Below are 24,174 nucleotides of genomic sequence, written 5' to 3'. Positions count from 1 at the left end.
CAGGACCGGGCCCGACTGCATTTCTGCGAGGATGCCGCGGTGAGCTACGACATCACGCTGGCCGCCCGGGCGCCCGGCCAGGACTGGGACGACGTCCTCGACGCGCTCGAGCAGTCCGCGCTCGACGACGACGTGCTCCCGGCCGAGCGCCGGGCCGAGCTGGTCGCCGTACTGGACCGGATCGAGGGGCGCCTCGACGGCCTGCTCGGCGGTTGGAGCCGGTTCACGCCGACCGATGACGGCACCCTGGCCGGCGAGCTCAGCTCCGCCGAGGGTGGGGTCCAGGTCAGCCTGCACGACGACAGCGCGTTCGTGACCTACCCCTACTGGGAGCAGCAGGACCCCGCGGCCTTCCACGCCGCGGTCGCCGAGGTCGTGCGGGTCGTCGCAGACCAGACCGGGTACGACGCCTACGACCCCCAGCGGGGCGACAGCTTCGACGGCACCTTCGACGACGGCTCCGGGCTCGACGTCGTCCGGCGGATCAACGCCGGCGAGGACCTGGTGGCGGCGTCGCCGGCGAGCGAGGACCTGCCGCCCAGGACCGGTCGGGCGATCGCGATCGGCTTCGTCGTGGCCGTGGTGATCCTCGTGCTGGTCCTGCTCGTGAGCTGACTCAGTCGCCCTTGGCCGCGGCCTTCTTGGCCGCCCGCGTCTTCGGCGGCGTCGGCTCGGTGCCGACGATCGCGAAGACCGGCGCGGTCACCTTCTCCAGCGCCGCGACCGCCTCCGCATGCCGCTCGGCGAGCTTGGCCACGACGCCGGCGAGCTCGGCCTGTGCCTCGGCGAGCGTGTGGACCGTGTCGGCGAGCTCGCGCTGGCGGACGATGAAGTCCTGCAGCGGCTGCGCGGTCGAGCTCGCCAAGCTGGTGACGGCGCCGGCCATCCCGGCCACGGCGCCCGCGAGGTCGCCGACCTGACGGGCGAGCTCGTCGGGCTGCGTGACACCTGTGACCGCGGTGTCACGCACGCCCTTGAGGACGTCGGAGGTGAGCCTGAGGGCGATCTGCTGGGACTTGATCAGCAGGTCGAGGGGATTGATCGGAGCGTCCGCCATGGGAGCAGCGTGGCAGAACCGGCCCGCCCAGGGGCACCGTCATGTCCGATTTCCGCGAGAGACTGTCGGTGGCGGGCGGCAGGATGGACGACATGGAGAGCACAGTGACCACGCCGGAGCAGCTCGACTTCGAGCGCTGCTACACGGCCGTGCAGTCGCGCGACCGCCGGTTCGACGGTGTCTTCTACACCGCGGTCCGCTCGACCGGCATCTACTGCCGGCCGTCCTGCCCGGCCCGCACGCCCGCGTCCCGCAACGTCTCGTTCCACCGCACCGCCGCGGCCGCGCAGGCTGCGGGCTACCGCGCCTGCAAGCGCTGCCTGCCCGACGCGACACCCGGGAGCCCGGACTGGGACGTCGCGGCCACCGTCGCCGGCCGGGCGATGCGGCTGATCGCCGACGGCGTCGTCGACCGCGACGGCGTCGAGGGGCTGGCGGCGCGCCTCGGGTACACCTCGCGTCACCTCTCCCGACTGCTGACCAGCGAGCTCGGCGCCGGACCCCTCGCGCTCGCGCGCACCCAGCGCGCCCAGACCGCCCGCGCGCTGGTCGAGAGCACGACGCTGAGCCTCGCCGACGTCGCCTTCGCCGCGGGCTTCTCGAGCGTGCGTCAGTTCAACGAGACGATGCTCGAGGTGTACGACGCCACGCCGAGCCACTTGCGCGGCCGGCGATCGCCCGCCGGCGGCCAGGTCCCGGGCGCCATCGACCTGCGGATCGCCGTGCGTACACCGTTCCGCGGCTCCGCACTGCTCCGGTTCCTCGCCGACCGGTCAGTGCCCGGCGTCGAGGTCGCCGAGGTGCGCGAGGACGGCAGCGGCAGCTACGCCCGCACGCTCGACCTGCCCCACGGGCCCGGCGTGGCGCGGGTCGAGCTCGCCGACCTCGACGGTGCCGGGTCGTCGTACCTGCCGCTGCGGCTGGTCCTCGACGATCTGCGCGACACGACGGCCGCGCTGGCGAGGATGCGGGCGCTGCTGGACGCCGATGCCGACCCGGTGGCCGTCGATGCCCATCTGGCCGACGATCCCGTGCTGGCGCCGCTGGTCGCCGCCCGTCCCGGTCTGCGTGTGCCGGGCCATGTCGACGGAGCCGAGGTCGCGGTGCGCGCGGTCCTGGGCCAGCAGGTCACCGTCGTCGCCGCCCGCACCGCCGCCGCCCGCCTCGTCGCCGCCCACGGACGCCCGGTCGAGGCCGGGATCCCCGGACTGACGCACCTGTTCCCCGACGCGGCCACGGTGGCGGCGCTCCCACCCGAGGAGTTCCGGATGCCCCGTGCCCGCGGGCGTGCGCTCGTCGGGCTGTGCGGGGCGATCGCGTCGGGCGAGGTCGTGCTCGACCGCGGCCCGGACCGCGGCGACGTACGCCGCACGCTCCTCGCGCTTCCCGGCATCGGCCCCTGGACGGCTGACTACATCGCCCTGCGCGCACTCGGCCACCCCGACGTGTGGCTGCCGACCGACGTGGGCGTGCGCAACGCGCTCGCCCGCCAGCCCGCCGCCGACACCGACATCACCCCCGAGGGATGGGCGCCCTGGCGCTCCTACGCCCTCCTGCACCTGTGGACCTCGCTGGAAGGATGAGCACTGCCATGTGGACCGTCATCGAATCGCCCATCGGCCCCCTGCGCCTCGTCGAACAGGGTGGCGCGATCACCGCGATCGAGTTCTCGCCGTTCCGCGACGGCGTCCGCCCCCTCGGCGCCGAGGGTGCCGACCACCCAGTGCTGGTGGCCGCCGCGCTGCAGCTCGACGAGTACTTCGCCGGCGACCGCACCGAGTTCGACCTGCCACTCGCGCCCGCGGGCAGCGCGTGGCAGCGCTCCGTGTGGGCACAGCTGCTCGGCATCGGGTACGGCGAGACCGCGTCGTACGGTGAGATCGCGGCACGTCTCGGCAAGACCAATGCCGCCTCCCGTGCCGTCGGCACCGCCAACGGAGCGAACCCGATCCCGATCGTGATCCCGTGCCACCGGGTGATCGGCGCCAACGGGACCCTCACGGGTTACGCCGGGGGACTGGAGCGCAAGCAGCTCCTGCTCGACCTCGAGCGCGACGAGGATGCCGCCCTGTTCTAGCGGGAGCGGCGCGCCAGTTTCACCGGCCGGCCGGTGAAACTGGTGCTTGGACGAGGAAGCTTCGTCGTCCAGGCGCGAGTTTCGTCGTCCCGGCCGATGCTCCTGGGGCTGGAGTTACTCCGCCGCAGCGCGCCGCAGCGACTCGGACAGCCGCTCGGCGGCGGCGAGCACCGCAGGTGCGTGCATCCGGCCGGGCTGGCGGGACAGGCGCTCGAGCGGGCCGGAGACCGACACGGCGGCGATCACCTTGCCGCCGGGGGAGCGGACGGGGGCGGACACCGAGGCCACGCCCTGCTCGCGCTCGCCGACCGACTGCGCCCAGCCACGGCGGCGGATCGCGGACAGCTCGGCCGCCGAGAACGCGGAGTTCTGCAGGCCGCGGTGGATGCGCTCCGGGTCGTCCCAAGCGAGCAGTACCTGCGCGGCGGAGCCGGCGCGCATGGTCAGCTGGGAGCCGATCGGAATGGTGTCGCGCAGGCCGGAGGGGCGCTCGGCGGCGGCGACGCACACACGGTGGTCGCCCTGGCGCCGCCACAGCTGGGCGGACTCGCCGGTTATGTCGCGCAGTCGCGCGAGGACGGGGCCGGCGGTGGCGAGCAGCCGGTCCTCACCGGCTGCCGCGGAGAGCTCCGCGAGGCGCGGGCCGAGCACGAAGCGGCCCTGCATGTCGCGAGCCACGAGGCGGTGGTGCTCGAGGGCGACCGCCAGTCGGTGAGCCGTCGGCCGGGCCAGGCCCGTGCCTGCCACCAGACCCGCCAGGGTGGCCGGGCCGGACTCCAGTGCGGTGAGCACCAGGGCCGCCTTGTCGAGAACGCCGACGCCGCTCGAGTTGTCCATATGGCAATACTGCCGTCTCGGATCCTGGGATGCAAGAGTACGCTGGATCACGGTCGACAGCACAGGCGCGTCGACGACCCGAACGAGGAGGAGCGAGTCATGGGCAAGACCCTGGCGGAGAAGGTGTGGGACGAGCACGTCGTCCGATCGACCCCGGGGGAGCCGGACCTCCTCTACATCGATCTCCACCTCATCCACGAGGTCACCAGCCCGCAGGCCTTCGACGGCCTGCGCCTGGCCGGGCGCAAGGTGCGCCGCCCCGACCTGACCCTGGCGACCGAGGACCACAACGTCCCGACGCTCGACTGGGACAAGCCGATCGCCGACCCGGTGAGCAAGACCCAGGTCGACACCCTGCGCAAGAACGCCGAGGAGTTCGGCGTCCGGCTGCACCCGCTCGGCGACGTCGAGCAGGGCATCGTCCACGTCGTCGGCCCGCAGCTCGGCCTGACCCAGCCCGGAATGACGATCGTGTGCGGTGACTCGCACACCAGCACCCATGGGGCTTTCGGTGCCATCGCCTTCGGCATCGGTACGTCGGAGGTCGAGCACGTGCTCGCCACCCAGACCCTGCCGCAGGCCAAGCCGAGGACCATGGCCGTGACGGTCAACGGCAGCCTCGCCGAGGGCGTCACCGCCAAGGACCTGATCCTCTACCTGATCACGCAGACCGGCACCGGTGGCGGCCAGGGCTACATCGTCGAGTACCGCGGCGACGCCATCGAGGCGCTCTCGATGGAGGGCCGGATGACGGTCTGCAACATGTCCATCGAGTGGGGCGCCAAGGCCGGCATGATCGCGCCGGACGAGACGACCTTCGCCTACATCGAGGGCAAGGCCGAGGCGCCGAAGGGCGCGGAGTGGGACGCCGCCGTCGCGCACTGGAGGACGCTGGTCACCGACGCCGACGCGACCTTCGACAAGGAGATCGTGATCGACGCGGCCGACGTCACGCCGTTCGTCACCTGGGGCACGAACCCCGGCCAGGGCGCACCCCTGGGGGCGAACGTCCCGTCGCCGGAGGACTTCGAGGACCCTTCGGACAAGCTCGCCGCCGAGAAGGCGCTGGAGTACATGGGCCTCGAGGCCGGCCAGCCCCTGCGCTCGGTCAAGGTCGACACCGTCTTCGTCGGCTCCTGCACCAACGGCCGGATCGAGGACCTGCGCCTGGCCGCCGACATCATCAAGGGCCACAAGGTCGCCGAGGGCACCCGCCTGCTCGTCGTGCCGGGCTCGGTGCGCGTACGCAACCAGGCCATGGAGGAGGGCCTCGACAAGGTCTTCATCGAGGCCGGTGCCGAGTGGCGTGGTGCCGGATGCTCGATGTGCCTGGGCATGAACCCCGACACGCTGAAGCCCCAGGAGCGCTCCGCCTCCACGTCCAACCGCAACTTCGAGGGCCGGCAGGGCAAGGGCGGACGCACGCACCTGGTGTCCGTCCCCGTTGCTGCCGCCACCGCCGTCAAGGGCACGCTGGCCTCGCCGGCCGACCTGTCCGCCGAGCTGGTCTGAGAAGGAGACAGCGACATGGAGAAGTTCACCTCCCACACCGGTACGGCGCTCCCGCTGCGCCGCAGCAACGTCGACACCGACCAGATCATCCCGGCGGTCTACCTCAAGCGCGTGACCCGCACCGGCTTCGAGGACGGCCTGTTCGCCGCCTGGCGCAACGACCCGGAGTTCGTGGCCAACAAGCCCGAGTACCAGGGCGTCTCGATCCTCGTCGCCGGTCCCGACTTCGGCACCGGGTCGTCGCGCGAGCACGCCGTCTGGGCGCTCATGGACTACGGCTTCAAGGTCGTCCTCTCGAGCCGCTTCGCCGACATCTTCCGCGGCAACTCGGGCAAGGCCGGACTGCTGTCCGTCCCCGTCGAGCAGGACGTCATCGAGCAGCTGTGGGCGGCGATCGAGGCCGACCCGACCACTCAGATCACCGTCGACCTCGAGTCCCGCACGGTGACCTGCGGCGACCTCGTCGCGCCGTTCGACATCGACGACTACACGCGCCACCGCCTGCTCAACGGACTCGACGACATCGGCATCACGCTGGGCAACGAGGCCGACATCGCGGCGTACGAGAGTGGCCGACCGAGCTGGAAGCCGGTCACCCAGCACGCCTGAGAACACGCTGAAAACCGCTCTACGACGGGCCGATCCGCGACTTTCGCGGGTCGGCCCGTCGGCTTTCCCGCATTCGTCGCGATGGCCGCCGAGAGGCGCTCAGGGGCGAAATAGGGCCCGAAACAGCCGAAATAGCGCTGAAATCGCGAAAAAAGACGTACCAACTTCGGCGTGGTGATTGTGAGTGTGCCTACTAGTGCCTAGCGTTCCCATGAAAGGACGGCTGGGCGAGGGCTCGGCCGCATCAGCCCAAGGGACGCCCAGCGCGGCGTTTCGGAAGGACAGGTAGTGAACAAGTCTCAGTTGATCGACGCGCTGGCCGACCGCTTCGAAGGAAGCCGCAAGGACGCGGCCCACGCCCTCGACGCGGTTCTCGACACGATCACCCGTCAGGTCGCCAAGGGCGAGAAGGTCGCCATCACCGGCTTCGGCTCGTTCGAGAAGGCCGTCCGCAACGCCCGTTGGGTCCGCAACCCGCAGACCGGCGAGCGCGTGAAGACCAAGAAGAAGGCCGTTCCGAAGTTCAGCGCCGGCGCTGACCTGAAGAACGTCGTCTCCGGTGCCAAGAAGCTGGCCCCGCTGCCGAAGCCGGCCAAGAAGGCCGCTGCTCCGGCCAAGAAGGCCGCGACCGCCGCGGTCAAGAAGGCCGCTGCGCCGGCCAAGAAGGCCGCCGCCACCGCGAAGAAGGCGGCTCCGGCCAAGAAGGCGGCTCCGGCGAAGAAGGCGCCTGCCAAGAAGGCTCCGGCCGCGAAGAAGGCGGCTCCGGCCAAGAAGGCCCCCGCCAAGAAGGCTCCCGCCGCGAAGAAGGCGGCTCCGGCCAAGAAGGCCCCGGCCAAGAAGGCTCCTGCCAAGAAGGCTCCCGCCAAGAAGACCGCGAAGAAGGCCTGACGCCTCCTTCCCGATCACCCCGAACGGGCCGTACTCCTCACGGAGTGCGGCCCGTTCGTCGTCTCAGGACCCCCGTGGGAGCAGGCCGATCGCGCGCAGCACCGCGGCCGAGGAGTCCCCGACCCCGAGCGCGATCGCGCCGGCCAGGCTGTCGACGTCGTCGACGTCGCGGCGCAGGGACGCCAGCTCGCCGGCCAGCGCCCGCGCTCCGGAAGCCGCATGGGCAGCGGCCGATCCCGCTCCGAAGCGCGGCTCGAAGTCGTCATACGCCGCGCAGTAGAGCGTGGTTCCGGTCGCGTCGGCGTCGCGGACGAAGCACGGCCCGGGGTCGGACGCCGCATCGGCGAGCGCCGCCGCGAGATCGGCAGCGAGGAGTGATGGCAGGTCGCCGCACAGCGCGACCGGCCGCAGGTCGGGGCGCCGGTCGTGCAGGTGGGCAGCCGCGTGCCGCAACGCCGCATTGAGGCCGCCGCCCGGATCGGGGCAGGTGGCCGCGCCCCGTGCGGCGAGCGTGGCGGCGAAAGCGGCGTCGTCACTGACGACCAGCACTCCGGCCACGCCGTCGGTGCTCAGGCACGCGTCGACCACGTCGGTCGCGAAGGCCGCCGCCAGCCGCGCCCGGTCGGCGTCGCGCAGGGCCGAGAGCCGGGACTTCCCGGTGCCCGGGGACTTCACCGGAAGCAGCACGGCGAAGGAGCCCGGACGGGTGAACACCCCTGAATCCTGACAGGTGGGTCGTGCCCGGCCGTGGCCGGTGTCACTGACCGGTAACCTGCATTCTCGTGAGCGTGCGGAAGCTGCAGGAGAAGCGGGGCTGGGCCTTCAACATCGCCGTACCCATCATCAAGCCCACGCTCCTGGCCACCACGCGGCGCCGGTGGATCGGCGGCGAGAACATCCCCGAGAGCGGCGGATTCATCATCGCGCTCAACCACATCTCCCACGTCGACCCGCTCACTGCCGCGCACCTCGTCTACGACCACGGCTACAAGCCGCGCTACCTCGCCAAGTCCGGCCTGTTCGACAACAAGGCGCTCGGCTTCTTCCTGCGCAGCGCCGGCCAGATCCCCGTGCGGCGCGAGACGAAGGACGCCGTCGGTGCGTACGCCGCGGCGGTCGACGCCGTGCGCGACGGCCAGTGCGTCGTGATCTACCCCGAGGCCACGATCACGCGCGACCCCGACATGTGGCCGATGAAGGGGAAGTCCGGCGCCGCGCGGATCGCCCTCGAGACCGGCTGCCCGGTCATCCCGGTCGGGCAGTGGGGCGCCCACGAGATCCTGGCGCCGTACACCAAGCGTCCCCATCTCGTCCCTCGTCACGAGGTCGTGATGCGCGTCGGAGCGCCCGTCGTGCTCGACGACCTGCGCGCGAAGGAGCGCACCAGCGCGGTCGTCAACGAGGCGACAGCCCGCATCATGGCGGCGATCACCCACGAGCTGGAGCTGGTGCGCGGCGAGACCGCGCCGCCCGAGCGCTACGACATGGCCGTGCACGGCGACAGGTTCAAGAAGAACAAGAAGGCGGCGAGCTGATGGGCAACAAGATCGCGGTGCTCGGCGCCGGCTCCTGGGGGACGGCGTTCTCGATCGTGCTGGCCGACGCCGGCAACGACGTGTGCATCTGGGCCCGCCGCGAGGAGGTCGCGGCCTCCATCAACGAGCGCCACGAGAACGTCGACTACCTCTCCGGCATCGAGCTGCCGCGGCGGATCACCGCGACCCACGACCCCGAGCAGGCGCTCGCCGGTGCCGATGTCGTCGTGCTCGCCGTACCCTCGCAGTCGCTGCGCGACAACCTGCCGACCTTCCTCCCGTACGTCGAGGACGACGCCGTCCTCGTCTCCTTGATGAAGGGCGTCGAGCTCGGCACCCTCAAGCGGATGTCGGAGGTGATCGCGGAGGTCGGCGACATCGGCGCCAGCCGGATCGCCGTCGTCAGCGGACCCAACCTGGCCCGCGAGATCGCCCGCCGCGAGCCCGCCGCGTCCGTCGTCGCCTGCGCCGACGAGGACGTCGCGACCATGCTCCAGAACCGGCTCCACTCGCCGGCGTTCCGGCCCTACACCAGCGTCGACGTCCTCGGCTGCGAGTACGGCGGCGCCTACAAGAACGTCGTCGCCCTCTGCGTCGGCATGGCCGTCGGCCAGGGCTTCGGCGACAACACCACCGCCTCGCTCATCACCCGTGGCCTCGCCGAGACCGCCCGCCTCGCGATGAACCTCGGCGCCAACCCGCTCACCCTGATGGGCCTCGCCGGCCTCGGCGACCTCGTCGCCACCTGCTCCTCGCCGCTCTCGCGCAACCGCACCTTCGGCGAGAAGCTCGGCCAGGGCATGAGCGTCGAGGAGATCTACGCCTCGACCCGCCAGGTCGCCGAGGGCGCCAAGTCCTGCTCCTCGCTGCGCGCGCTCGCCGCGCGCTCAGGTGTCGACGCCCCGATCGTGGACGCGGTCGATGAGGTGGTGCAGGGGCGGCTCACCACGTCGCAGCTGATGGACGCGTTCATCTCTCGTGACACCAAGGCTGAGTTGTCCTGACTGGTCGGGTTGTCTCGGCCCGATGCGCTGCGTGATGGACTCACGGTGTTTGTTTGGCGCTCGCTTCGCTCGCGCATGTCGCGCCGCCTGCCAACGCCGTTTCTTCCTCCCCCGCTCGCTCGTTCCTCGCTCGCTCCTCCGTCCAGAAACGGCGGGCGGCGCGACGGGCTCGGCTGAACGTCGTGCACATGCGAGTCTCATTCAGCTGAATCCCGTCGGGCGCCCCGCGTGATCTGGACCGAGCGCAGCGAGGGAAGATCACGCGTCAAAAGGGCGCCCGACATGCGCGAGCGAAGCGAGCGCCAAACCAACACCGTGAGTCGCTCACGAAGCGCATCCGCCCGAGCCCCCGCGTGACCTCGACGAGGTGAGCGTCACGCGTTAATGCGGTCCAGCGCCTGCTTCAGGTCGGCCCACAGGTCCTCGACGTCCTCGATCCCGACGGACAGGCGCACCAGCCCCTCGGGGATCGTCGCCGGCTCGAGCTTCCACCGGCGCCGGCGCTCGAAGGTCGACTCGACGCCACCGAGGGAGGTGGTGTGCACCCACAGCGAGGTGGCGCGGACCAGGAAGTCTCCAGCGTCGGCGCCACCGGCCAGCACGGGTGCGACGATCGCGCCGAAGCCCGGGTAGCGGACCTCCTCGACGGACGGGTGGTCGGCGAGGCGGCGGGCCAGCTCTGCGGCGTTGGCGGCGGCCCGCTCCAGGCGGACGTGGAGGGTGCGCAGGCCGCGCAGGGCGAGCCAGGCCTCGAACGGACCCGGTACGGCGCCCGCCAGGTCCCGGCGGCCCTTGAGAGCGCCGTACACCTCGTCGTCGGTCCCTTCGGACGGCACGACGATCGCGCCCATGAGCACGTCGCTGTGCCCGGCGATGTACTTCGTCGCCGAGTGCACGACGATGTCCGCGCCGAGGGACAGCGGCTGCTGGAGCAGGGGAGTGGCGAAGGTGTTGTCGACGACGACGCGGATGCCGAGCTCGTGGGCGGCCGCGGACAGCGCGGGGATGTCGGCGATCTCCAGGGCGGGGTTGGTGGGGGACTCCAGCCAGAGCAGGCCACAGTCCTCGTCGGCCTCCATCGCGGCGATCACGGCGGCGGTGTCGGTGATGTCGACCAGGGTCGCCTTCAGTCGGCCCCGGGACTCGGCGTCGGCGAGCGCGGTCACCGAGCCGTTGTAGGCGTGCCGCGGCGCGATGACGCTGCTGCCGATGCCGACCAGGTCGAGGATCGTGGTCACCGCGGCCATGCCCGACGAGAACGCCAGTGCCCGGCCGCCCTCCAGCGCGCCGAGAGCGTCCTCGAACGCCGCCCAGGTGGGGTTGCCGTACCGGCCGTACTCCAGGTCGCCGGTCGCGCCGTACGTCGACGTCATCGTGATCGGCACGTTCATCGGCTCGTCAGGCTCGTGCGGTGGACGGCCCGCCGTGACGGCGACTGTCGCGGGGTGGAGCTGGCGGGGCGGGCGGGGTGCGGACTCGGGGCCGGACATGTCCCAAAGGTAGGGTCATCGCCGATGAGCTCTCCCACCGGCCGCCGTGTCCGCGTCGCTGTCGTCTTCGGCGGCCGCTCCAGTGAGCACGCCATCTCGTGCGTGACCGCCGGCAGCGTGCTGCAGGCCATCGACCGCGAGAAGTACGACGTCGTCCCCATCGGCATCGCGACCGACGGGCGCTGGGTGCTGGAGGCCGACGACCCGCAGCGGCACCGGATCACCGGCCCCGGCCAGCTGCCGTCGGTCGACGGCGACCGCGCGGCCGTCGCGCTCGCCCCCACCAGCGACGGCACCGGGCTCGTCGTCAGCGAGCCGGCCGAGACGCCGCGGGCCCTCGGCGACGTCGATGTCGTCTTCCCGCTGCTACACGGCCCGTGGGGCGAGGACGGCACCATCCAGGGCCTGTTCGAGATGTCCGACGTCCGCTACGTCGGCTCCGGCGTACTCGCGTCCGCGGTCAGCATGGACAAGGCGTTCATGAAGGTCGTGCTCAAGGACGCCGGCCTGCCGGTGATGCCCAGCGTGACGGTGACCGCCCGCGAGTGGAAGGCCGACCCGCAGGCGGTCCGCGACCGCGTCGAGGCGCTCGGGTACCCGCTGTTCGTGAAGCCCGCCCGCGGCGGCTCCAGCATCGGCATCGCCAAGGCGCACAAGCCGGACGAGATCGACGCGGCGCTCGACGGTGCCCTCGAGCACGACCCGAAGGTCCTCGTCGAGGTCTCCGCCGAGGGCGCCCGCGAGATCGAGTGCGGCGTCCTGGAGGCCCTCGACGGCGGCGTCGAGACCAGCCTGCCCGCGGAGATCCGGATCACCGGCGAGCACGAGTTCTACGACTTCGAGGCCAAGTACCTCCCCGAGGAGCACACCGAGCTCGACGTCCCCGCGATCCTGCCCGAGGGGGTCGAGGAGCGGATGCGGGCGATGGCCGCGGCCGCGTTCACCGCGGTCGGCTGCGAGGGCCTCGCGCGCGTCGACTTCTTCCTGATGCCCGACGGCTCGCTGGTCGTCAACGAGCTCAACACGATGCCCGGCTTCACGCCGCTGTCGATGTTCCCGCAGATGTGGGCCGCGACCGGGGTGTCGTACGGCGAGCTGGTCGACCGACTGCTCACGCTGGCCCTGCAGCGCGACACCGGCCTGCGCTAGACACCGCCCACGGGCTGCCCTAGTTGCAGTCGTCGACCAGCGTCAGGTGCTTCTTGATCAGCGGCGCCAGCACCGCCATCGCGGCCGGCCCGGCATTCGGCCGGTAGCGCGCGGGGATGCTCACCTCGACCCGTGGCCGGTAGCCGGCGGCGGTCAGGGTGAGGTCGAGGTCCTGGTCGTCGTACTGCTCGTCGGGGATGTAGTAGCCCACGCCGTCGGCCGACTCGCAGGACGCGGTCAGGTCGAAGCCCTTCGGCTTCCCGACACCGCAGCGGACCACGATCGCCGGATCGCCGTACGCCGCCGCGGGGGCGTCGGCCGGCTCGATGTCGACGCGCTCCTCGTCGTAGAGGGTCGCGGGCAGCTCAGCGGCGAACGCGTCGCAGGCGGCCCGGTCCGCATCGGACAGCGTGGGTACGTCGACCCGCACCGGCCCGCCGCACCCGGCCACCAGCACGGCGAGGGGCAGGGCGAGTCCCGCGAGCCTCAGATGTGGACGACGGGGCACGTGAGCGTGCGGGTGATGCCCTCGAGGTTCTGCACCTTGGACACCACGAGCTTGCCCAGCTCGTCGACGTTGCGTGCCTCGGCGCGCACGATCACGTCGTACGGACCGGTGACGTCCTCGGCCAGCGTGACGCCGGCGATCCCGCCGACCTCGCGGGCGACCTCGGCCGCCTTGCCGACGTCGGTCTGGATCAGGATGTAGGCCTGCACCGTCATGGGGTCACGCTCCCGCCGGATTGGTGTGGTGGAACGCCTCAACCTACCGCGCGCCCCCGGCGGAACAGAACTCGCGAGCCGAGGAACCTACCCGTGGGTACGTCTGGTGGGATGGGGGCATGGCTGACGCGCTCGACCCGGACACGACGCTGGCGGACCTCGGGGAGTTCGGGCTGATCGCCCGGATCGGCGAGCTGGTCGCCGCCACCGCGCCCGGTGAGGACGTGCTGCTGGGTCCGGGGGACGACGCCGCCGTGCTCCGGGTCCGCAAGGGCCACGTCGTCGTGTCGACCGACGTACTGGTCGAGGGGCGGCACTTCCGGCGCGACTGGGTCGACGCGTACGACGTCGGGCGCCGGGCCGCCGCGCAGAACCTCTCCGATATCAACGCCATGGGCGGCCGGGCCCAGTGGCTCACCGTCGGCCTGGCCGCACCCGCGGACCTGCCGGCCCAGTGGGCACTGGACTTCACCCGCGGCTTCGCCGAGGAGTGCGCCCTCGTGGGCGCCGGGCTCGTGGGCGGCGACGTCACCCGCGCCGACCAGGTCGTGGTCTCGGTCACCGTCCTCGGCGCCTGCACGGTCTCTCCGGTACTGCGCTCCGGCGCGGCGCCCGGCGACGTGCTCGCGCTGTGCGGGCGCCAGGGCTGGTCGGCCGGCGGCCTCGCGGTCCTGGGCCGCGGGTTCCGCTCGCCGCGGGTGCTCGTCGAGGCCTACCGCCGCCCCGAGCCGCCGTACGACGCCGGGCCGGTCGCCGCGCAGGCCGGCGCGACCGCGATGATCGACGTGTCCGACGGCCTGCTCGCCGAGGCGCGCCACCTCGCCGACGACTCCGGCGTCAGCATCGATGTCGAGACCGCCGCCTTCGACGTACCTGAGCCGCTGCTCGCCGTCGGCCAGGCGACCGGCGCCGACCCGCTGCAGTTCATCCTCGGCGGGGGAGAGGACCACCCCCTGCTCGCGACCTTCCCGCCCGACGTCGCCCTGCCCGACGGCTGGACCCGGATCGGGTCGGTCAGCGCCCGCGGCGACCTCCCGGTCACCGTCGACGGTGGTGCCTACGACGGCCCGACCGGCTGGACCCACTTCTGAGCGACCCGGCGCGAAGTGGCTCCTGGCTCACGCCGACCCGGCAGAAAGTAGCGTCCGCGTCACCCCGACCCGGCGCGAAGTGGCTCCCGCATCGCGTCGACCCGGCAGAAAGTGGCCGACAGCGCCGGTGCGCCCCGCCACTTTCTGCCGGGTCAGCGCAATTTGCGCACCACTTCGCGCCGGGTCAGCGCAATTGGCGCACCACTTCGCGCCGGGTCGGCCAAAAACACATCGGCCCGCCGCAGATCGCGGCGGGCCGATGGGGAAAGAGCTCAGGTCAGCGGGAGACCTTGCCGGCCTTCAGGCAGCCGGTGCACACGTTCATGCGCTTGGGGGTGCCGTTGACGACCGCGCGGACGCGCTGGATGTTGGGGTTGAAGCGGCGCTTGGTGATCTTGCGCGACCACGGCCGGTTGTTGCCGAAGCTCGGCTTCTTGTCGCAGATGTCGCACACGGCGGCCATGGTTGTCACTCCTGGATCGCGGATCTAAGGTTCACGGGCAGCCCGCGCGCTCAGAAGGCGCTTCGGGCAACCGGAAGAGAATAGCCGACACGGTCGCACTGGCCGAAATCGGCGAGGTTCCTCCCCGCCCGGCTAGGGTGACCCCGATGGACGAGCGGACGGCGCCCGGGGAGGGGCGGAGCGGGATTGCGCTCTCGTCCGTGGTCCGGTTCGTCGACATCGCGGTGGACGCCCTGGCGGTTGCGCGCGAGGAGGTCGACGCCCTCAACGTCTACCCGGTGCCCGACGGCGACACCGGCACGAACATGTACCTCACCGTCGTCGCCGCCCGCGACGCGATCCGCACGGCCCTCGGCGAGCACGCCGACCACCCGGACGACGCGACCGACGCGGACGGGCCGCTCGCTGCTCTGGCCCGTGGCGCGCTCCTCGGCGCCCGTGGCAACTCGGGGGTGATCCTCAGCGAGATGCTCGGCGCGGCCGCCCGCCGGATCGCCGCCGCCGACCCCGGCGAGCGCAACGCCGTGGTGATGTCCGAGGCGCTGCAGGAGGCGTCGACCGCGAGCTATGCCGCGGTGGGCGAGCCGGTCGAGGGCACGATGCTGACCGTGATGCGCGCCGCCGCCGACGCAGGTACGACGGCCGCCACCGACCCCGGCGCCCGCAGCAGCGACGTGCTCACCGCCGCCGCGGCCGCCGCCCGTGAGGCGCTCGGCCACACGCCGGAGCAGCTCGACGTCCTCGCGCAGGCCGGCGTGGTCGACGCGGGCGGGCGCGGGGTGTCGGTGATCCTCGACGCCGCCGAGACCGTGCTGACCGGGCGCCGCCCGATCGCCGTGACCGCGCCCCTCGGCAGCCACGTCATCCCGGTGCCCCACGTCGAGCACGCGGGCGACGAGCTGAGCGCGGACGGCCCGGCGTACGAGGTGATGTACCTCCTCGACACCGGCGACGACCTGGCCCCGCGGCTGCGCGAGCGCCTCGGCGAGCTCGGCGACTCGGTCGTCGTGGTCGGGCGCGACGGGCTGTGGAACGTGCACGTCCACACCGACGACGTCGGCGCCGCGATCGAGGCCGGCATGGAGATCGGGCGTCCGCACCGGATCCGGGTCACCCACTTCGCCGAGCAGATCGCCGCCCAGACCGAGCCCCACCAGGACCACCCGGCCCCGCTCGTCGGTCGGCGGGTGGTCGCGGTCGCGGCGGGCCCGGGCCTGGCGAAGCTGTTCGAGGAGGCCGGTGCGGAGGTGGTCCGCGGTGGCCCCGGGCGGCGTCCCTCGACCGGCGAGCTGCTCGAGGCGATCACGGCCTGCGGCGCCCGCGAGGTCGTCGTCCTGCCCAACGACGAGCCGACCATCCGCGCGGCCCTCGCCGCCGCGAGCACCGCCGAGGCCGATCACGGCGCCCACGGTCTGCGGGTCGCGGTGATCCCGACCCACACGCAGGTGCAGGGTCTCGCCGCGGTGGCGGTCCACGAGCCGGGCCGCGCCTTCGACCAGGACGTCACCGAGATGACCGCGACCGCCCGTCACGTGCGCCACGGCGCGGTGACCATCGCCGCCCGCCAGGCGATGACGATGGCCGGACCGTGCGAGCCCGGCGACGCACTCGGCGTCATCGCCGGCGACTTCGCCGTGGTCGGCGACGAGCTCGGCGCGGTCGCGCTCATCGTCCTGGCCCACCTGCTGGCCGCCGGCGGCGAGCTGGTCACGATCGTCAGCGGTGTCGACGGCGAGGGCCTGGCCGAGCGCGCGACCGCCTGGGTCGAGGAGTTCCACCCCCATGTCGACGTCGTGGTGTACGACGGTGGCCAGGAGCGCTACCCGCTCCTGATGTCCGTCGAATGAGAGAGCAGCACCCGTGGCGATCACCCTCGACTCCCCGCTGACCGCCGTCCTCGGCGCGGCGACACCGGCCAAGCGCAAGCGGTTCGCCGAAGGACTCGGCCTGCAGACGGTCGGCGACCTGATGCGCCACTTCCCGCGGCGCTACCTCGAGACCGGCTCGCTGACCCGGATCGACAACCTGCGGATCGGCCAGCTGCTCTGCGTCGTCGGCGAGATCGCCGAGTGCGAGATCAAGAACTACCGCGACCGCCGCACCGGCCGCACGGCGTACCGCGTCGAGGCGGTGCTGCGCACCGGTGGCCCGCGCCTGAAGATGACCTTCTTCGCCAAGAACCAGGGCACCGCCGGCTGGCAGGCGCGGCGCGTCGCCGTCGGCAACCGCGGCGTCTTCCTCGGCAAGGCCGACCGGTTCCGCGACCAGTGGCAGCTGGTCAACCCGGCGATGACGATCTTCGGGATGGGCGACGAGGCCGAGGGGGAGGGCGACGGCGTCGAGGACGTCCTCGACTTCGGTCCGCTGTTCCCGATCTACCCGCTCACCAAGGGCGTCGAGACCTGGGACATCGCTCGCGCCGTCACCTTCGCCCGCCAGGTGCTCGAACCCGTGGCCGAGCTGCTGCCCGACGCCCTGCGCGAGGAGTACGACGTGCTCGGGATCCAGCAGGCCTACGACTGGGTGCACCAGCCCGACGACAGGGACCAGGTCGCGCAGGCACACCACCGGTTCCGGTTCGAGGAGGCGCTGGTCACCCAGCTGGTCCTCGGGCGACGTCGGCGGGCTCGTCAGGCCGAGGGCGCGACCGCGCGGACCGGGGGAGTGAGCGAGGTCCTCGCGGCCTTCGACGCCCGACTGCCGTTCGAGCTCACCGCCGGCCAGGCGTCGGTGGGCAAGGAGATCGAGCACGACCTGGCCCAGCCGCACCCGATGAACCGGCTGCTCCAAGGTGAGGTCGGCTCCGGCAAGACCCTGGTCGCGCTGCGGGCGATGCTCCGCGTCGTCGACTCCGGCGGCCAGGCCGCACTGCTCGCGCCGACCGAGGTGCTCGCCCAGCAGCACTACCGCTCCATCGCCGCGATGCTCGGCGACCTCGGGGAGGGCGGCACCATCTTCGGCTCGGGGGAGGGCACCCGCGTCGAGCTGCTCACCGGCTCGATGACCAAGACCCAGCGCACCGGCCCGCTGTCCCGGATCGCTAGTGGCGAGGCGGGCATCGTGATCGGCACCCATGCCCTGCTCCAGGACCAGGTGATGTTCGCCGACCTCGGTCTGGTCGTGGTCGACGAGCAGCACCGCTTCGGCGTCGAGCAGCGCGCCGCGCTCACCGACAAGGCCGCTGCGCCGCCGCACCTGCTCGTGATGACCGCGACGCCCATCCCGCGCACCGTCGCGATGACGGTCTTCGGCGACCTCGAGACCTCGACGTTGACCGAGCTGCCCGCCGGCCGGGCCCCGATCCAGACCAATGTCGTCCCGCTCGCCGAGCAGCCGGGCTGGATCGGCCGGGTGTGGGAGCGGGTGCGCGAGGAGGTGGGCAAGGGGCACCAGGTCTACGTCGTGTGCCCCCGCATCGCCGGCGACGAGCACGAGGCCGGCCAGGTCGACGCGGTCGACGTCCGTGATGAGGACGCGCCGGTCGAGGAGGCCCCGCGCCCTCCCGCCGCGGCCGTCGAGGAGGTGGTGGGCCGGCTCGCCCAGGGGCCGCTGTCCGGCATCCGGGTGACCGGGCTGCACGGCCGGCTCCCCGCCGACGAGAAGGACGCCACCATGCGCGCCTTCGCCGCCGGCGAGGTCGACGTCCTGGTCTCCACGACCGTGATCGAGGTCGGCGTCGACGTCGCCAACGCGACCACGATGGTCATCCTCGACGCCGACCGGTTCGGCATCTCCCAGCTCCACCAGCTGCGCGGCCGGGTCGGCCGTGGCGGCCTGCCGGGACTATGCCTCCTGGTCAGCCACACCGAGGCCGGCTCGCCGTCGCGCGAGCGGCTGGAGGCGGTCGCGTCCACCACCGACGGCTTCGTGCTCAGCCGCATCGACCTCGAGATGCGGCGCGAGGGCGACGTCCTCGGCGCCTCCCAGGCCGGTGGTCGCTCCAGCCTGGAGAACCTGCGCGTGCTGCGCGACGAGGACACCATCGTCACGGCCCGCCAGGCCGCCGAGGGGCTGCTCGACACCGACGTGGAGCTGGGCCAGGCGCCGGACCTCGCGGCCGCCGTCCGTGACCTCGAGCAGTCCCAGCTCGCCGAGTTCGTCGACAAGTCCTGAGGAAGGCCGATGACCCGCATCATCGCCGGCCGCGCGGGCGGCCGCCGGCTGCAGACCCCCAAGGGCGACCAGACCCGCCCCACCAGCGACCGGGTGCGCGAGGCGCTGTTCTCCGCGATCGAGGCCTGGGCCGGCTCGCTCCACGACCTGCGCTTCCTGGACCTGTACGCCGGCTCCGGCGCGATCGGCCTCGAGGCCTGGTCCCGCGGCGCCGCGGCCGTGACCCTCGTCGAGGCCGATCGCCGCACGGCCGACCTGATCCGCGGCAACGCCCGCAGCATCGGGTGCGACGTCGCCGAGGTGGTGGCCCGCTCGGTGGCCACCGTGCTCGCCGAGCCGGCCCGGGCGTCGTACGACCTGGTGTTCAGCGACCCGCCCTACCCGCTGTCCGACGAGGCGGTCGCCACCGACCTCGCGCTCCTCGCCGAGCACGGCTGGCTCGCCGAGGGCGCCTTGGTGGTCGCCGAGCGCTCGCGCCGCAGCCCGGAGCCGGTGTGGCCCACCGGACTGCAGCCGCTGCCCGGCAAGCGCCGCCTCAAGAAGTACGGCGAGACGAACCTCTGGCTCGCCGAGGCCGGCCCGGCCGATAGCCTCGCCCCATGACCCGCGCGGTGTGCCCCGGCTCCTTCGACCCGGTCACGTACGGCCATCTCGACATCTTCCGTCGTACCGCCGGACTCTTCGACGAGCTCGTCGTCGCGACCGGCACCAACATCTCCAAGTCGCGACTCTTCGACCCCGACGAGCGCCTGGAGATGCTGCGCGAGGCGTGCGCGGACCTGCCGAACGTGACGGTGATGGGCTTCACCGGCCTGATCGTCGACTTCTGCCGCGAGATCGACGCCCACGCCATCGTCAAGGGCCTGCGCGGCGGCAACGACTACGAGTACGAACTGCCGATGGCGCAGATGAACGCTCACCTCACCGGCATCGAGACCATCTTCGTGCCGACGACCGCGAGCCTGGGCTACGTGTCGTCCAGCCTGGTCAAGGAGGTCGCCTCCCTGGGTGGCGACGTGTCCGAGTTCGTGACCCCCGCGGTGCACGAGCGACTGACCGCGAAGCTCGCCGCACGTCAGGCCTGATTTGGCCGCCTTCGGCCTGCACCACTAACATCGACCTGATCTGTTGTGCCCGGACCTGGAAGTGAACCCCTGAACACCCTGGACCCGAGAGCGCCGCTCGTGCTCGACACTCGCGAGCTCGGCCGCCGCCCGGGGTCCCAGCGTCAGGTGTCGCGGACAGTTCCGGCACCAGCAGATCTGGGCATCGAAGTCCTCTCCGTCCCCGAGGGCGCGCCGGTCGAGCTCGACCTGCGCCTGGAGGCGGTCATGGAAGGCGTGCTCGTCACCGGGACGGCCTCGGCCGTGCTGGAGGGTGAGTGCGTGCGGTGCCTGGAGCCGATCCACGACGAGTTCGAGGTGCGGTTCCAGGAGCTGTTCGTCTACGACGACATCCGTGACTCCGAGGGAGCAGAAGAGGACGACGAGGTCAGCATGCTCCAGGACGACCTGCTCGACCTGGAGACCGTGCTGCGGGACGCGGTGGTGCTCGCACTGCCGTTCCAGCCCTTGTGCCAGGACGACTGTCCCGGGTTGTGCCCCGAGTGCGGGGTGCGACTCATCGACGAGCCGGACCACACGCACGAGGCTGCGATCGACCCGCGGTGGGCGGCGCTGACCGAGCTCAAGCAAGACCCAACGGACTGAAGAGGCGCTCGCCCCGAGCGCACCCGAACCAAGGAGAAGACAGTGGCTGTTCCGAAGCGGAAGATGTCGCGCAGCAACACGCGGCACCGTCGCTCGCAGTGGAAGGCTGTCGCCCCGTCGCTGGTGACCTGCGCCAACCCGGCCTGCGGCGCCAAGCACCTCCCGCACCGTGCCTGCGGCACCTGCGGCCAGTACGGCGCGCGCGCCGACCGTCGCCAGGTCCTCTGACCCGCCCGGTCGATCCAGGCCAGTCGAGTCAGGCCAGCGGCATCACCAACTACGTCGAGCTGCGTCGAGCGCTCGGGGATCCGACTCTGGACCCCGAGCTGCTCGAGCGCGCGATGACGCATCGCTCCTTCGCCTACGAGAACGGTGGTCTTCCGACCAACGAGAGGCTGGAGTTCCTCGGCGACTCGGTGCTCGGCGTCGTGGTGACCGAGACTCTCTACCTGGCGCACCCGGACCTCTCCGAGGGCCGGCTCGCCAAGCTGCGCGCGGCCGTCGTCAACGCCCGCGCGCTCGCCGGCGTCGCCCGTGACATCGGGCTCGGCGCCCACATCAAGCTGGGACGCGGCGAGGAGGCGACCGGCGGTCGTGACAAGGCCTCGATCCTGTCCGACACGGTCGAGGCCGTCATCGGCGCGATCCACCTCAGCGGCGGCATCGACGTGTCCGCGACCGTCGTCCACCTGCTGTTCGACCCGCTCATCGAGGCTGCGTCCGCGCTCGGGGCCGGTCTCGACTGGAAGACCTCGCTGCAGGAGCTGGCGGCCGACCAGTCGCTCGGCGTGCCCGAGTACGTCATCGAGGACGACGGCCCCGACCACATGAAGACCTTCACCGCGCAGGTCCGGGTCGGCGACAAGCTCTACGGCAACGGCACCGGCCGCTCCAAGAAGGAGGCCGAGCAGGGCGCCGCCGAGACGGCGTACGGCGAGATCTCCGCCTCCCTCGGTCTCGACGCCGACGGCCGTCCGATCACCTCCGGCAGCTGACCGCGGCGGATCCAGCCCGATGCCCGAGCTCCCCGAGGTCGAGGTCGTCCGCGCCGGCCTCGAGCGTCACGTCACCGGCGCCACCATCGCCGCGGTCGACGTCCTCCACGACCGCCCGGTACGACGCCACCCGACCGGCGCGTCCGGCTTCGCCGCCGCGCTCACCGGCCGCCGGATCGAGGGCGCCCGCCGCCGCGGCAAGTACCTCTGGCTCCCGCTCGACGACGGCAACGCGATCCTCGGCCACCTCGGCATGAGCGGCCAGATGCTGGTCCAGCCCGTCGACGCCCCCGCCGAGCGGCACCTCCGGGTGCGCTTCGCCCTCACCGGCACCGACCACGGCCGCGAGCTGCGCTTCGTCGACCAACGCATGTTCGGCGGCCTGTCGGTCTCGCTCGACGGCGCCGACCTGCCGCCCGAGATCGCCCACATCGCCCGCGACCCCCTCGACCCGGAGTTCGACGACGACCTGTTCGTCGCCCGGCTGCGCAAGCGCACCTCCGGCGTCAAGCGGCTGCTGCTCGACCAGGGCCTGATCTCCGGCGTCGGCAACATCTATGCCGACGAGTCCCTGTGGCGCGCCCGCCTGCACGGCGAGCGTCCCGGTGACCGGCTCAGCCGCGCGAAGGCCGTCGAGCTGCTCGGTCACGCCCGCGACGTGATGAACGCGGCGCTGGCCCAGGGCGGCACGTCCTTCGACGCGCTCTACGTCAACGTCAACGGCGAGTCGGGCTACTTCGACCGCTCGCTGCACGCCTACGGCCGCGAGGGCGAGCCCTGCGACCGGTGCGGTACGGCGATCCGCCGGGTCGCGTTCATGAACCGGTCGTCGTACTACTGCCCGCGCTGCCAGTCGGCTCCCCGCTCGGCGAGGTCGAGGGCGTAGGCGTCGTCGGCGGTGGGGTCTTCGGAATCCGCGGCACCCGCACCGTGATCCACCGCTGGACGGCGGTGTGGCTGGAGGTGCGCAGCACCCGGACCTGGACGCGCACCCGGCCGGTGAGCTCCGACAGGTCGTAGCTGGCATTGCCCTGGTCGTCGAGGCGCCGGATCCCGATCCGCACCAGGCGGCCGTCGGCTGTGCGCCGGCTGATCGTGATCGCGTCGCCGGTCCCGGCGCCGGCGGCGTGGGCGTCGACGACCGAGCCGGTCGAGGTCAGGGTGAGGATCGGCTGCACCCCGATCCGGCGCTTGCGGGAGAGCAGCACGCGGTCCGGCTCGCCGTCGTCGTCGGAGTCGACCTCGACCTGGAACCGGAAGGTGGTGGTCTCGACGAGGGGACCGGTCGCGAAGATCGCGGTGCCCTCCTGGCCGGTCACGGCGGAGCCGGCGCGGGTCCAGCCGCCGCCGGCGTGGCGCTCGAGCAGGGTGACCTCGGCGCCCTCGACGAGGTCGCCGTCGTCGCGCACCAGACCGGTCACGGTGGCGCGCCCGCCGCTGACGACCCGGCGCACCGACGTCGTCGCGCCCACGCTGGTGGCGGTGACCGGGGGAGTGGGGGTGCCGGTGGCCGGGTCGTCGGTGCCGGGGCTGGTCGGACCGGTCGAGCCGGTCGCCGAGGGGGAGCCGGACCCCGAGGGGGACCCGGTCGCCGTCGTACCGGTGGCGTCGGTGGTGGCGCTGCCGGTCGTGCCGACGGAGGCGTCGCCGCCGGCCGAGGAGCGCTCGCCCGGGCGGGCGGACCGCGAGGCGTCGGGGGTACGGCGATCCTCGGGCCGCTCGCTCTCCGATGCGCTCGGCGTGGGCGTGGGGGTGGCCCGGGGAGCGCGGGTCGTCGGCGTCAGCGGTCGCGCCGGCGGGACGCCGACCCCGCCGAACGCGTCATGGGCGATCGCCTGCACCGAGTGGGGCAGGTGCTGGGTGTAGGCGGCCGCGGCCATCCCGCCGGTGAGGGTGACGGTCGCGAGCAGGGCGGCGCCGCCGACGCCGATCCGCCCGACGATCCGTCCGCCGCGGCCGAGTCCGCCGAGTCCACCGGGCCCACCGTGGCCGCTGGTCGCGACCGGCGGACGTGCCGCACTGAAGGCGGCGACGAAGCGGGCCTCGTCGGCCAGCTCCTCCGGCGTGCCGGGGGCGCGCAGCGCCCGCACCAGGGCGGAGTCCTCGAACTCCTCCAGGCCGTCGTGCTCCGTGCTCATCTGCTCACCCCCCTCGTGGTTCGGCCTTCGTGTGTGCGGGCCAGCTTCTTCAGTGCGCGGTGGACGTTGACCGCCACCGTGCCGGGCTTCTTGTCGACGATCGCCGCGACCTCGGCCACCGAGAGCCCGGCCACCACCCGGAGCATCACCATCTCGGCCTGGTGAGGCGGCAGGGTGGCCACCAGGCGGACGGCCGCCTCGGTGTCGACCCGCTCGAGGGCGGCCGCCTCGGCGCTGGGCGCCGTACCGATGTCGATCACGTCGGCAGTCGGCGTGCTCGGTCGCGCGGCGCGGGCCCTCCCGGCGTCGATCGCCCGGTGTCGTCCCAGGGTGAAGATCCAGGCGCGGAACTCGGCGGGACCGCCGGTGAACCGGTGCAGGTCGCGCACGACGTGGAGCCAGGTCTCGGCCGCGATGTCCTCGGCGCTGTCCCGCTCCCGCACCCGCAGGTAGCGCAGCAGCGCCGGGTGCACGAGACGCCAGACCTCGCCGAACGCGTCCTGGTCGCCGTCGAGGGCCCGGACCAGCAGCTCCCCGAGGGGATCGGGGGTTCGGGAGGCGGGCGGGATCAGGACGCCTCCTCGCTCGATGGTCAGGGCACGGACGGCAGCAGGCGCCGGGAAGTCCCCGAGCTCACCCACCGCCATCGATCCTGACACACCACGGTGAGCGGGCCGGGCGACCGATCCATTACACCCGCGAACCGCTGCTTCCCTGCCTTCCCCGTCCCGGGCTGTGTAATCCCTCACAGCCGCGGCCCGCTCCGGTGGGTGTCAGGTCATCT

27 protein-coding genes are annotated in these 24,174 nt (G+C 72.4%); 18 read left to right on the top strand and 9 right to left on the bottom strand.

The features are described 5' to 3' along the window. Positions 1–39: 39 nt before the first annotated feature. Positions 40–615 carry a hypothetical protein gene (locus FBY23_RS19435; RefSeq protein ID WP_141799645.1) on the top strand — a complete coding sequence of 192 codons (576 nt, stop codon included), beginning with the start codon at positions 40–42 and terminating at the stop codon, positions 613–615. 1 nt (position 616) lies between these two features. Here the strand turns inward: FBY23_RS19435 and FBY23_RS19430 are convergent, their stop codons facing one another. After that, positions 617–1,057, bottom strand: a complete 441-nt coding sequence (locus FBY23_RS19430; RefSeq protein ID WP_141799644.1) for a hypothetical protein — start codon at positions 1,055–1,057, stop codon at positions 617–619. A gap of 92 nt (positions 1,058–1,149) precedes the next feature. Here FBY23_RS19430 and FBY23_RS19425 point away from each other — a divergent pair, with 92 nt between their 5' ends. Both FBY23_RS19425 and FBY23_RS19420 read left to right on the top strand, forming a co-directional pair. Continuing rightward, positions 1,150–2,640, top strand: a complete 1,491-nt coding sequence (locus tag FBY23_RS19425; RefSeq protein ID WP_186348237.1) for an AlkA N-terminal domain-containing protein — start codon at positions 1,150–1,152, stop codon at positions 2,638–2,640. Continuing rightward, the gene (locus FBY23_RS19420; RefSeq protein WP_313901099.1) at positions 2,637–3,134 is read left to right on the top strand and encodes a methylated-DNA--[protein]-cysteine S-methyltransferase; all 498 of its coding nucleotides are present in this window, start codon (positions 2,637–2,639) and stop codon (positions 3,132–3,134) included. Before FBY23_RS19425 ends, FBY23_RS19420 begins: the two co-directional genes overlap by 4 nt. A 114-nt stretch (positions 3,135–3,248) precedes the next feature. Here FBY23_RS19420 and FBY23_RS19415 read toward each other — a convergent pair whose 3' ends face one another. Next, on the bottom strand, positions 3,249–3,971 hold the full coding sequence (locus FBY23_RS19415) for an IclR family transcriptional regulator (RefSeq protein WP_139622247.1): 723 nt from the start codon (positions 3,969–3,971) through the stop codon (positions 3,249–3,251). Between the two features lie 99 nt (positions 3,972–4,070). Here FBY23_RS19415 and leuC point away from each other — a divergent pair, with 99 nt between their 5' ends. The 3 genes from leuC to FBY23_RS19400 all read left to right on the top strand — a co-directional run bounded on the left by leuC (position 4,071) and on the right by FBY23_RS19400 (position 6,980). Then, positions 4,071–5,483 (top strand): 3-isopropylmalate dehydratase large subunit, encoded by a 1,413-nt coding sequence (gene leuC, locus FBY23_RS19410; protein WP_141799642.1) that lies wholly within the window; start codon positions 4,071–4,073, stop codon positions 5,481–5,483. Positions 5,484–5,498: 15 nt separating this feature from the next. Next, positions 5,499–6,092, top strand: coding sequence for a 3-isopropylmalate dehydratase small subunit (gene leuD, locus FBY23_RS19405; protein WP_141799641.1), 594 nt, complete (start codon positions 5,499–5,501; stop codon positions 6,090–6,092). Positions 6,093–6,380: 288 nt separating this feature from the next. Continuing rightward, positions 6,381–6,980, top strand: coding sequence for an HU family DNA-binding protein (locus FBY23_RS19400; protein WP_141799640.1), 600 nt, complete (start codon positions 6,381–6,383; stop codon positions 6,978–6,980). Positions 6,981–7,043: 63 nt separating this feature from the next. Here the strand turns inward: FBY23_RS19400 and cofC are convergent, their stop codons facing one another. Next, positions 7,044–7,694 (bottom strand): 2-phospho-L-lactate guanylyltransferase, encoded by a 651-nt coding sequence (gene cofC, locus FBY23_RS19395; RefSeq protein WP_141799639.1) that lies wholly within the window; start codon positions 7,692–7,694, stop codon positions 7,044–7,046. 68 nt (positions 7,695–7,762) lie between these two features. Between cofC and FBY23_RS19390 the strand changes: the two genes are divergently transcribed. Together FBY23_RS19390 and FBY23_RS19385 are read left to right on the top strand one after the other, a co-directional pair. Beyond that, positions 7,763–8,515 (top strand): 1-acyl-sn-glycerol-3-phosphate acyltransferase, encoded by a 753-nt coding sequence (locus FBY23_RS19390; protein WP_141799638.1) that lies wholly within the window; start codon positions 7,763–7,765, stop codon positions 8,513–8,515. Further along, positions 8,515–9,519 carry an NAD(P)H-dependent glycerol-3-phosphate dehydrogenase gene (locus FBY23_RS19385; RefSeq protein WP_141799637.1) on the top strand — a complete coding sequence of 335 codons (1,005 nt, stop codon included), beginning with the start codon at positions 8,515–8,517 and terminating at the stop codon, positions 9,517–9,519. The genes FBY23_RS19390 and FBY23_RS19385 overlap by 1 nt, the downstream gene beginning before the upstream one ends. Positions 9,520–9,893: 374 nt before the next feature. Here the strand turns inward: FBY23_RS19385 and FBY23_RS19380 are convergent, their stop codons facing one another. Beyond that, the gene (locus tag FBY23_RS19380; RefSeq protein ID WP_141799636.1) at positions 9,894–11,009 is read right to left on the bottom strand and encodes a PLP-dependent aspartate aminotransferase family protein; all 1,116 of its coding nucleotides are present in this window, start codon (positions 11,007–11,009) and stop codon (positions 9,894–9,896) included. A 24-nt stretch (positions 11,010–11,033) separates the two neighbouring features. On the opposite strand from FBY23_RS19380, the gene FBY23_RS19375 reads away from it, so the two are divergent. Then, positions 11,034–12,158, top strand: a complete 1,125-nt coding sequence (locus FBY23_RS19375; protein ID WP_141799635.1) for a D-alanine--D-alanine ligase family protein — start codon at positions 11,034–11,036, stop codon at positions 12,156–12,158. A 19-nt stretch (positions 12,159–12,177) separates the two neighbouring features. On the opposite strand, the gene FBY23_RS19370 is transcribed toward FBY23_RS19375, so the two are convergent. Both FBY23_RS19370 and FBY23_RS19365 read right to left on the bottom strand, forming a co-directional pair. Beyond that, positions 12,178–12,666, bottom strand: a complete 489-nt coding sequence (locus FBY23_RS19370; protein ID WP_141799634.1) for a DUF3515 domain-containing protein — start codon at positions 12,664–12,666, stop codon at positions 12,178–12,180. Next, positions 12,645–12,881: an Lrp/AsnC family transcriptional regulator gene (locus tag FBY23_RS19365; protein ID WP_141799633.1), complete on the bottom strand. Its 237-nt coding sequence runs from the start codon at positions 12,879–12,881 to the stop codon at positions 12,645–12,647. Before FBY23_RS19365 ends, FBY23_RS19370 begins: the two co-directional genes overlap by 22 nt. Before the next feature lie 119 nt (positions 12,882–13,000). On the opposite strand from FBY23_RS19365, the gene FBY23_RS19360 reads away from it, so the two are divergent. After that, the gene (locus FBY23_RS19360; RefSeq protein ID WP_141799632.1) at positions 13,001–13,972 is read left to right on the top strand and encodes a thiamine-phosphate kinase; all 972 of its coding nucleotides are present in this window, start codon (positions 13,001–13,003) and stop codon (positions 13,970–13,972) included. Between the two features lie 277 nt (positions 13,973–14,249). Here FBY23_RS19360 and rpmB read toward each other — a convergent pair whose 3' ends face one another. Then, positions 14,250–14,435 carry a 50S ribosomal protein L28 gene (gene rpmB, locus FBY23_RS19355; protein ID WP_141799631.1) on the bottom strand — a complete coding sequence of 62 codons (186 nt, stop codon included), beginning with the start codon at positions 14,433–14,435 and terminating at the stop codon, positions 14,250–14,252. A 146-nt stretch (positions 14,436–14,581) separates the two neighbouring features. Here rpmB and FBY23_RS19350 point away from each other — a divergent pair, with 146 nt between their 5' ends. From FBY23_RS19350 to mutM, 8 genes are all read left to right on the top strand, one after another. After that, complete coding sequence (locus tag FBY23_RS19350; RefSeq protein ID WP_141799630.1) at positions 14,582–16,282, top strand: DAK2 domain-containing protein; 1,701 nt, start codon at positions 14,582–14,584, stop codon at positions 16,280–16,282. Between the two features lie 13 nt (positions 16,283–16,295). Continuing rightward, entirely contained in the window at positions 16,296–18,548 is a 2,253-nt protein-coding gene (locus FBY23_RS19345) for an ATP-dependent DNA helicase RecG (protein ID WP_141799629.1), read from the top strand. A gap of 9 nt (positions 18,549–18,557) precedes the next feature. Then, on the top strand, positions 18,558–19,151 hold the full coding sequence (rsmD, locus tag FBY23_RS19340; RefSeq protein ID WP_141799628.1) for a 16S rRNA (guanine(966)-N(2))-methyltransferase RsmD: 594 nt from the start codon (positions 18,558–18,560) through the stop codon (positions 19,149–19,151). Beyond that, complete coding sequence (gene coaD, locus FBY23_RS19335; RefSeq protein ID WP_141799627.1) at positions 19,148–19,633, top strand: pantetheine-phosphate adenylyltransferase; 486 nt, start codon at positions 19,148–19,150, stop codon at positions 19,631–19,633. Before rsmD ends, coaD begins: the two co-directional genes overlap by 4 nt. Before the next feature lie 99 nt (positions 19,634–19,732). Then, positions 19,733–20,257 carry a DUF177 domain-containing protein gene (locus FBY23_RS19330; RefSeq protein ID WP_260806090.1) on the top strand — a complete coding sequence of 175 codons (525 nt, stop codon included), beginning with the start codon at positions 19,733–19,735 and terminating at the stop codon, positions 20,255–20,257. A 42-nt stretch (positions 20,258–20,299) separates the two neighbouring features. Next, positions 20,300–20,485: a 50S ribosomal protein L32 gene (rpmF, locus tag FBY23_RS19325; protein ID WP_028655951.1), complete on the top strand. Its 186-nt coding sequence runs from the start codon at positions 20,300–20,302 to the stop codon at positions 20,483–20,485. Between the two features lie 41 nt (positions 20,486–20,526). Next, positions 20,527–21,252: a ribonuclease III gene (gene rnc / locus FBY23_RS19320; protein WP_141801160.1), complete on the top strand. Its 726-nt coding sequence runs from the start codon at positions 20,527–20,529 to the stop codon at positions 21,250–21,252. A gap of 19 nt (positions 21,253–21,271) precedes the next feature. Beyond that, a complete protein-coding gene (gene mutM / locus FBY23_RS19315; protein WP_141799625.1) occupies positions 21,272–22,138 on the top strand; it encodes a bifunctional DNA-formamidopyrimidine glycosylase/DNA-(apurinic or apyrimidinic site) lyase in 867 nt (288 codons plus the stop codon). On the opposite strand, the gene FBY23_RS19310 is transcribed toward mutM, so the two are convergent. Both FBY23_RS19310 and FBY23_RS19305 read right to left on the bottom strand, forming a co-directional pair. Continuing rightward, complete coding sequence (locus tag FBY23_RS19310; protein WP_141799624.1) at positions 22,068–23,390, bottom strand: hypothetical protein; 1,323 nt, start codon at positions 23,388–23,390, stop codon at positions 22,068–22,070. The two genes, mutM and FBY23_RS19310, sit on opposite strands and share 71 nt — an antisense overlap. Beyond that, positions 23,387–24,031, bottom strand: a complete 645-nt coding sequence (locus tag FBY23_RS19305; RefSeq protein ID WP_222117885.1) for an RNA polymerase sigma factor — start codon at positions 24,029–24,031, stop codon at positions 23,387–23,389. The genes FBY23_RS19310 and FBY23_RS19305 overlap by 4 nt, the downstream gene beginning before the upstream one ends. Positions 24,032–24,174: the final 143 nt, after the last annotated feature.

Origin of the sequence: Nocardioides sp. SLBN-35 (assembly GCF_006715725.1) — a bacterium.
Classification (GTDB): Bacteria; Actinomycetota; Actinomycetes; order Propionibacteriales; family Nocardioidaceae; genus Nocardioides.
Note: the sequence above shows the minus strand (reverse complement) of the source record. Positions and strands in the feature narration are given on the sequence as shown.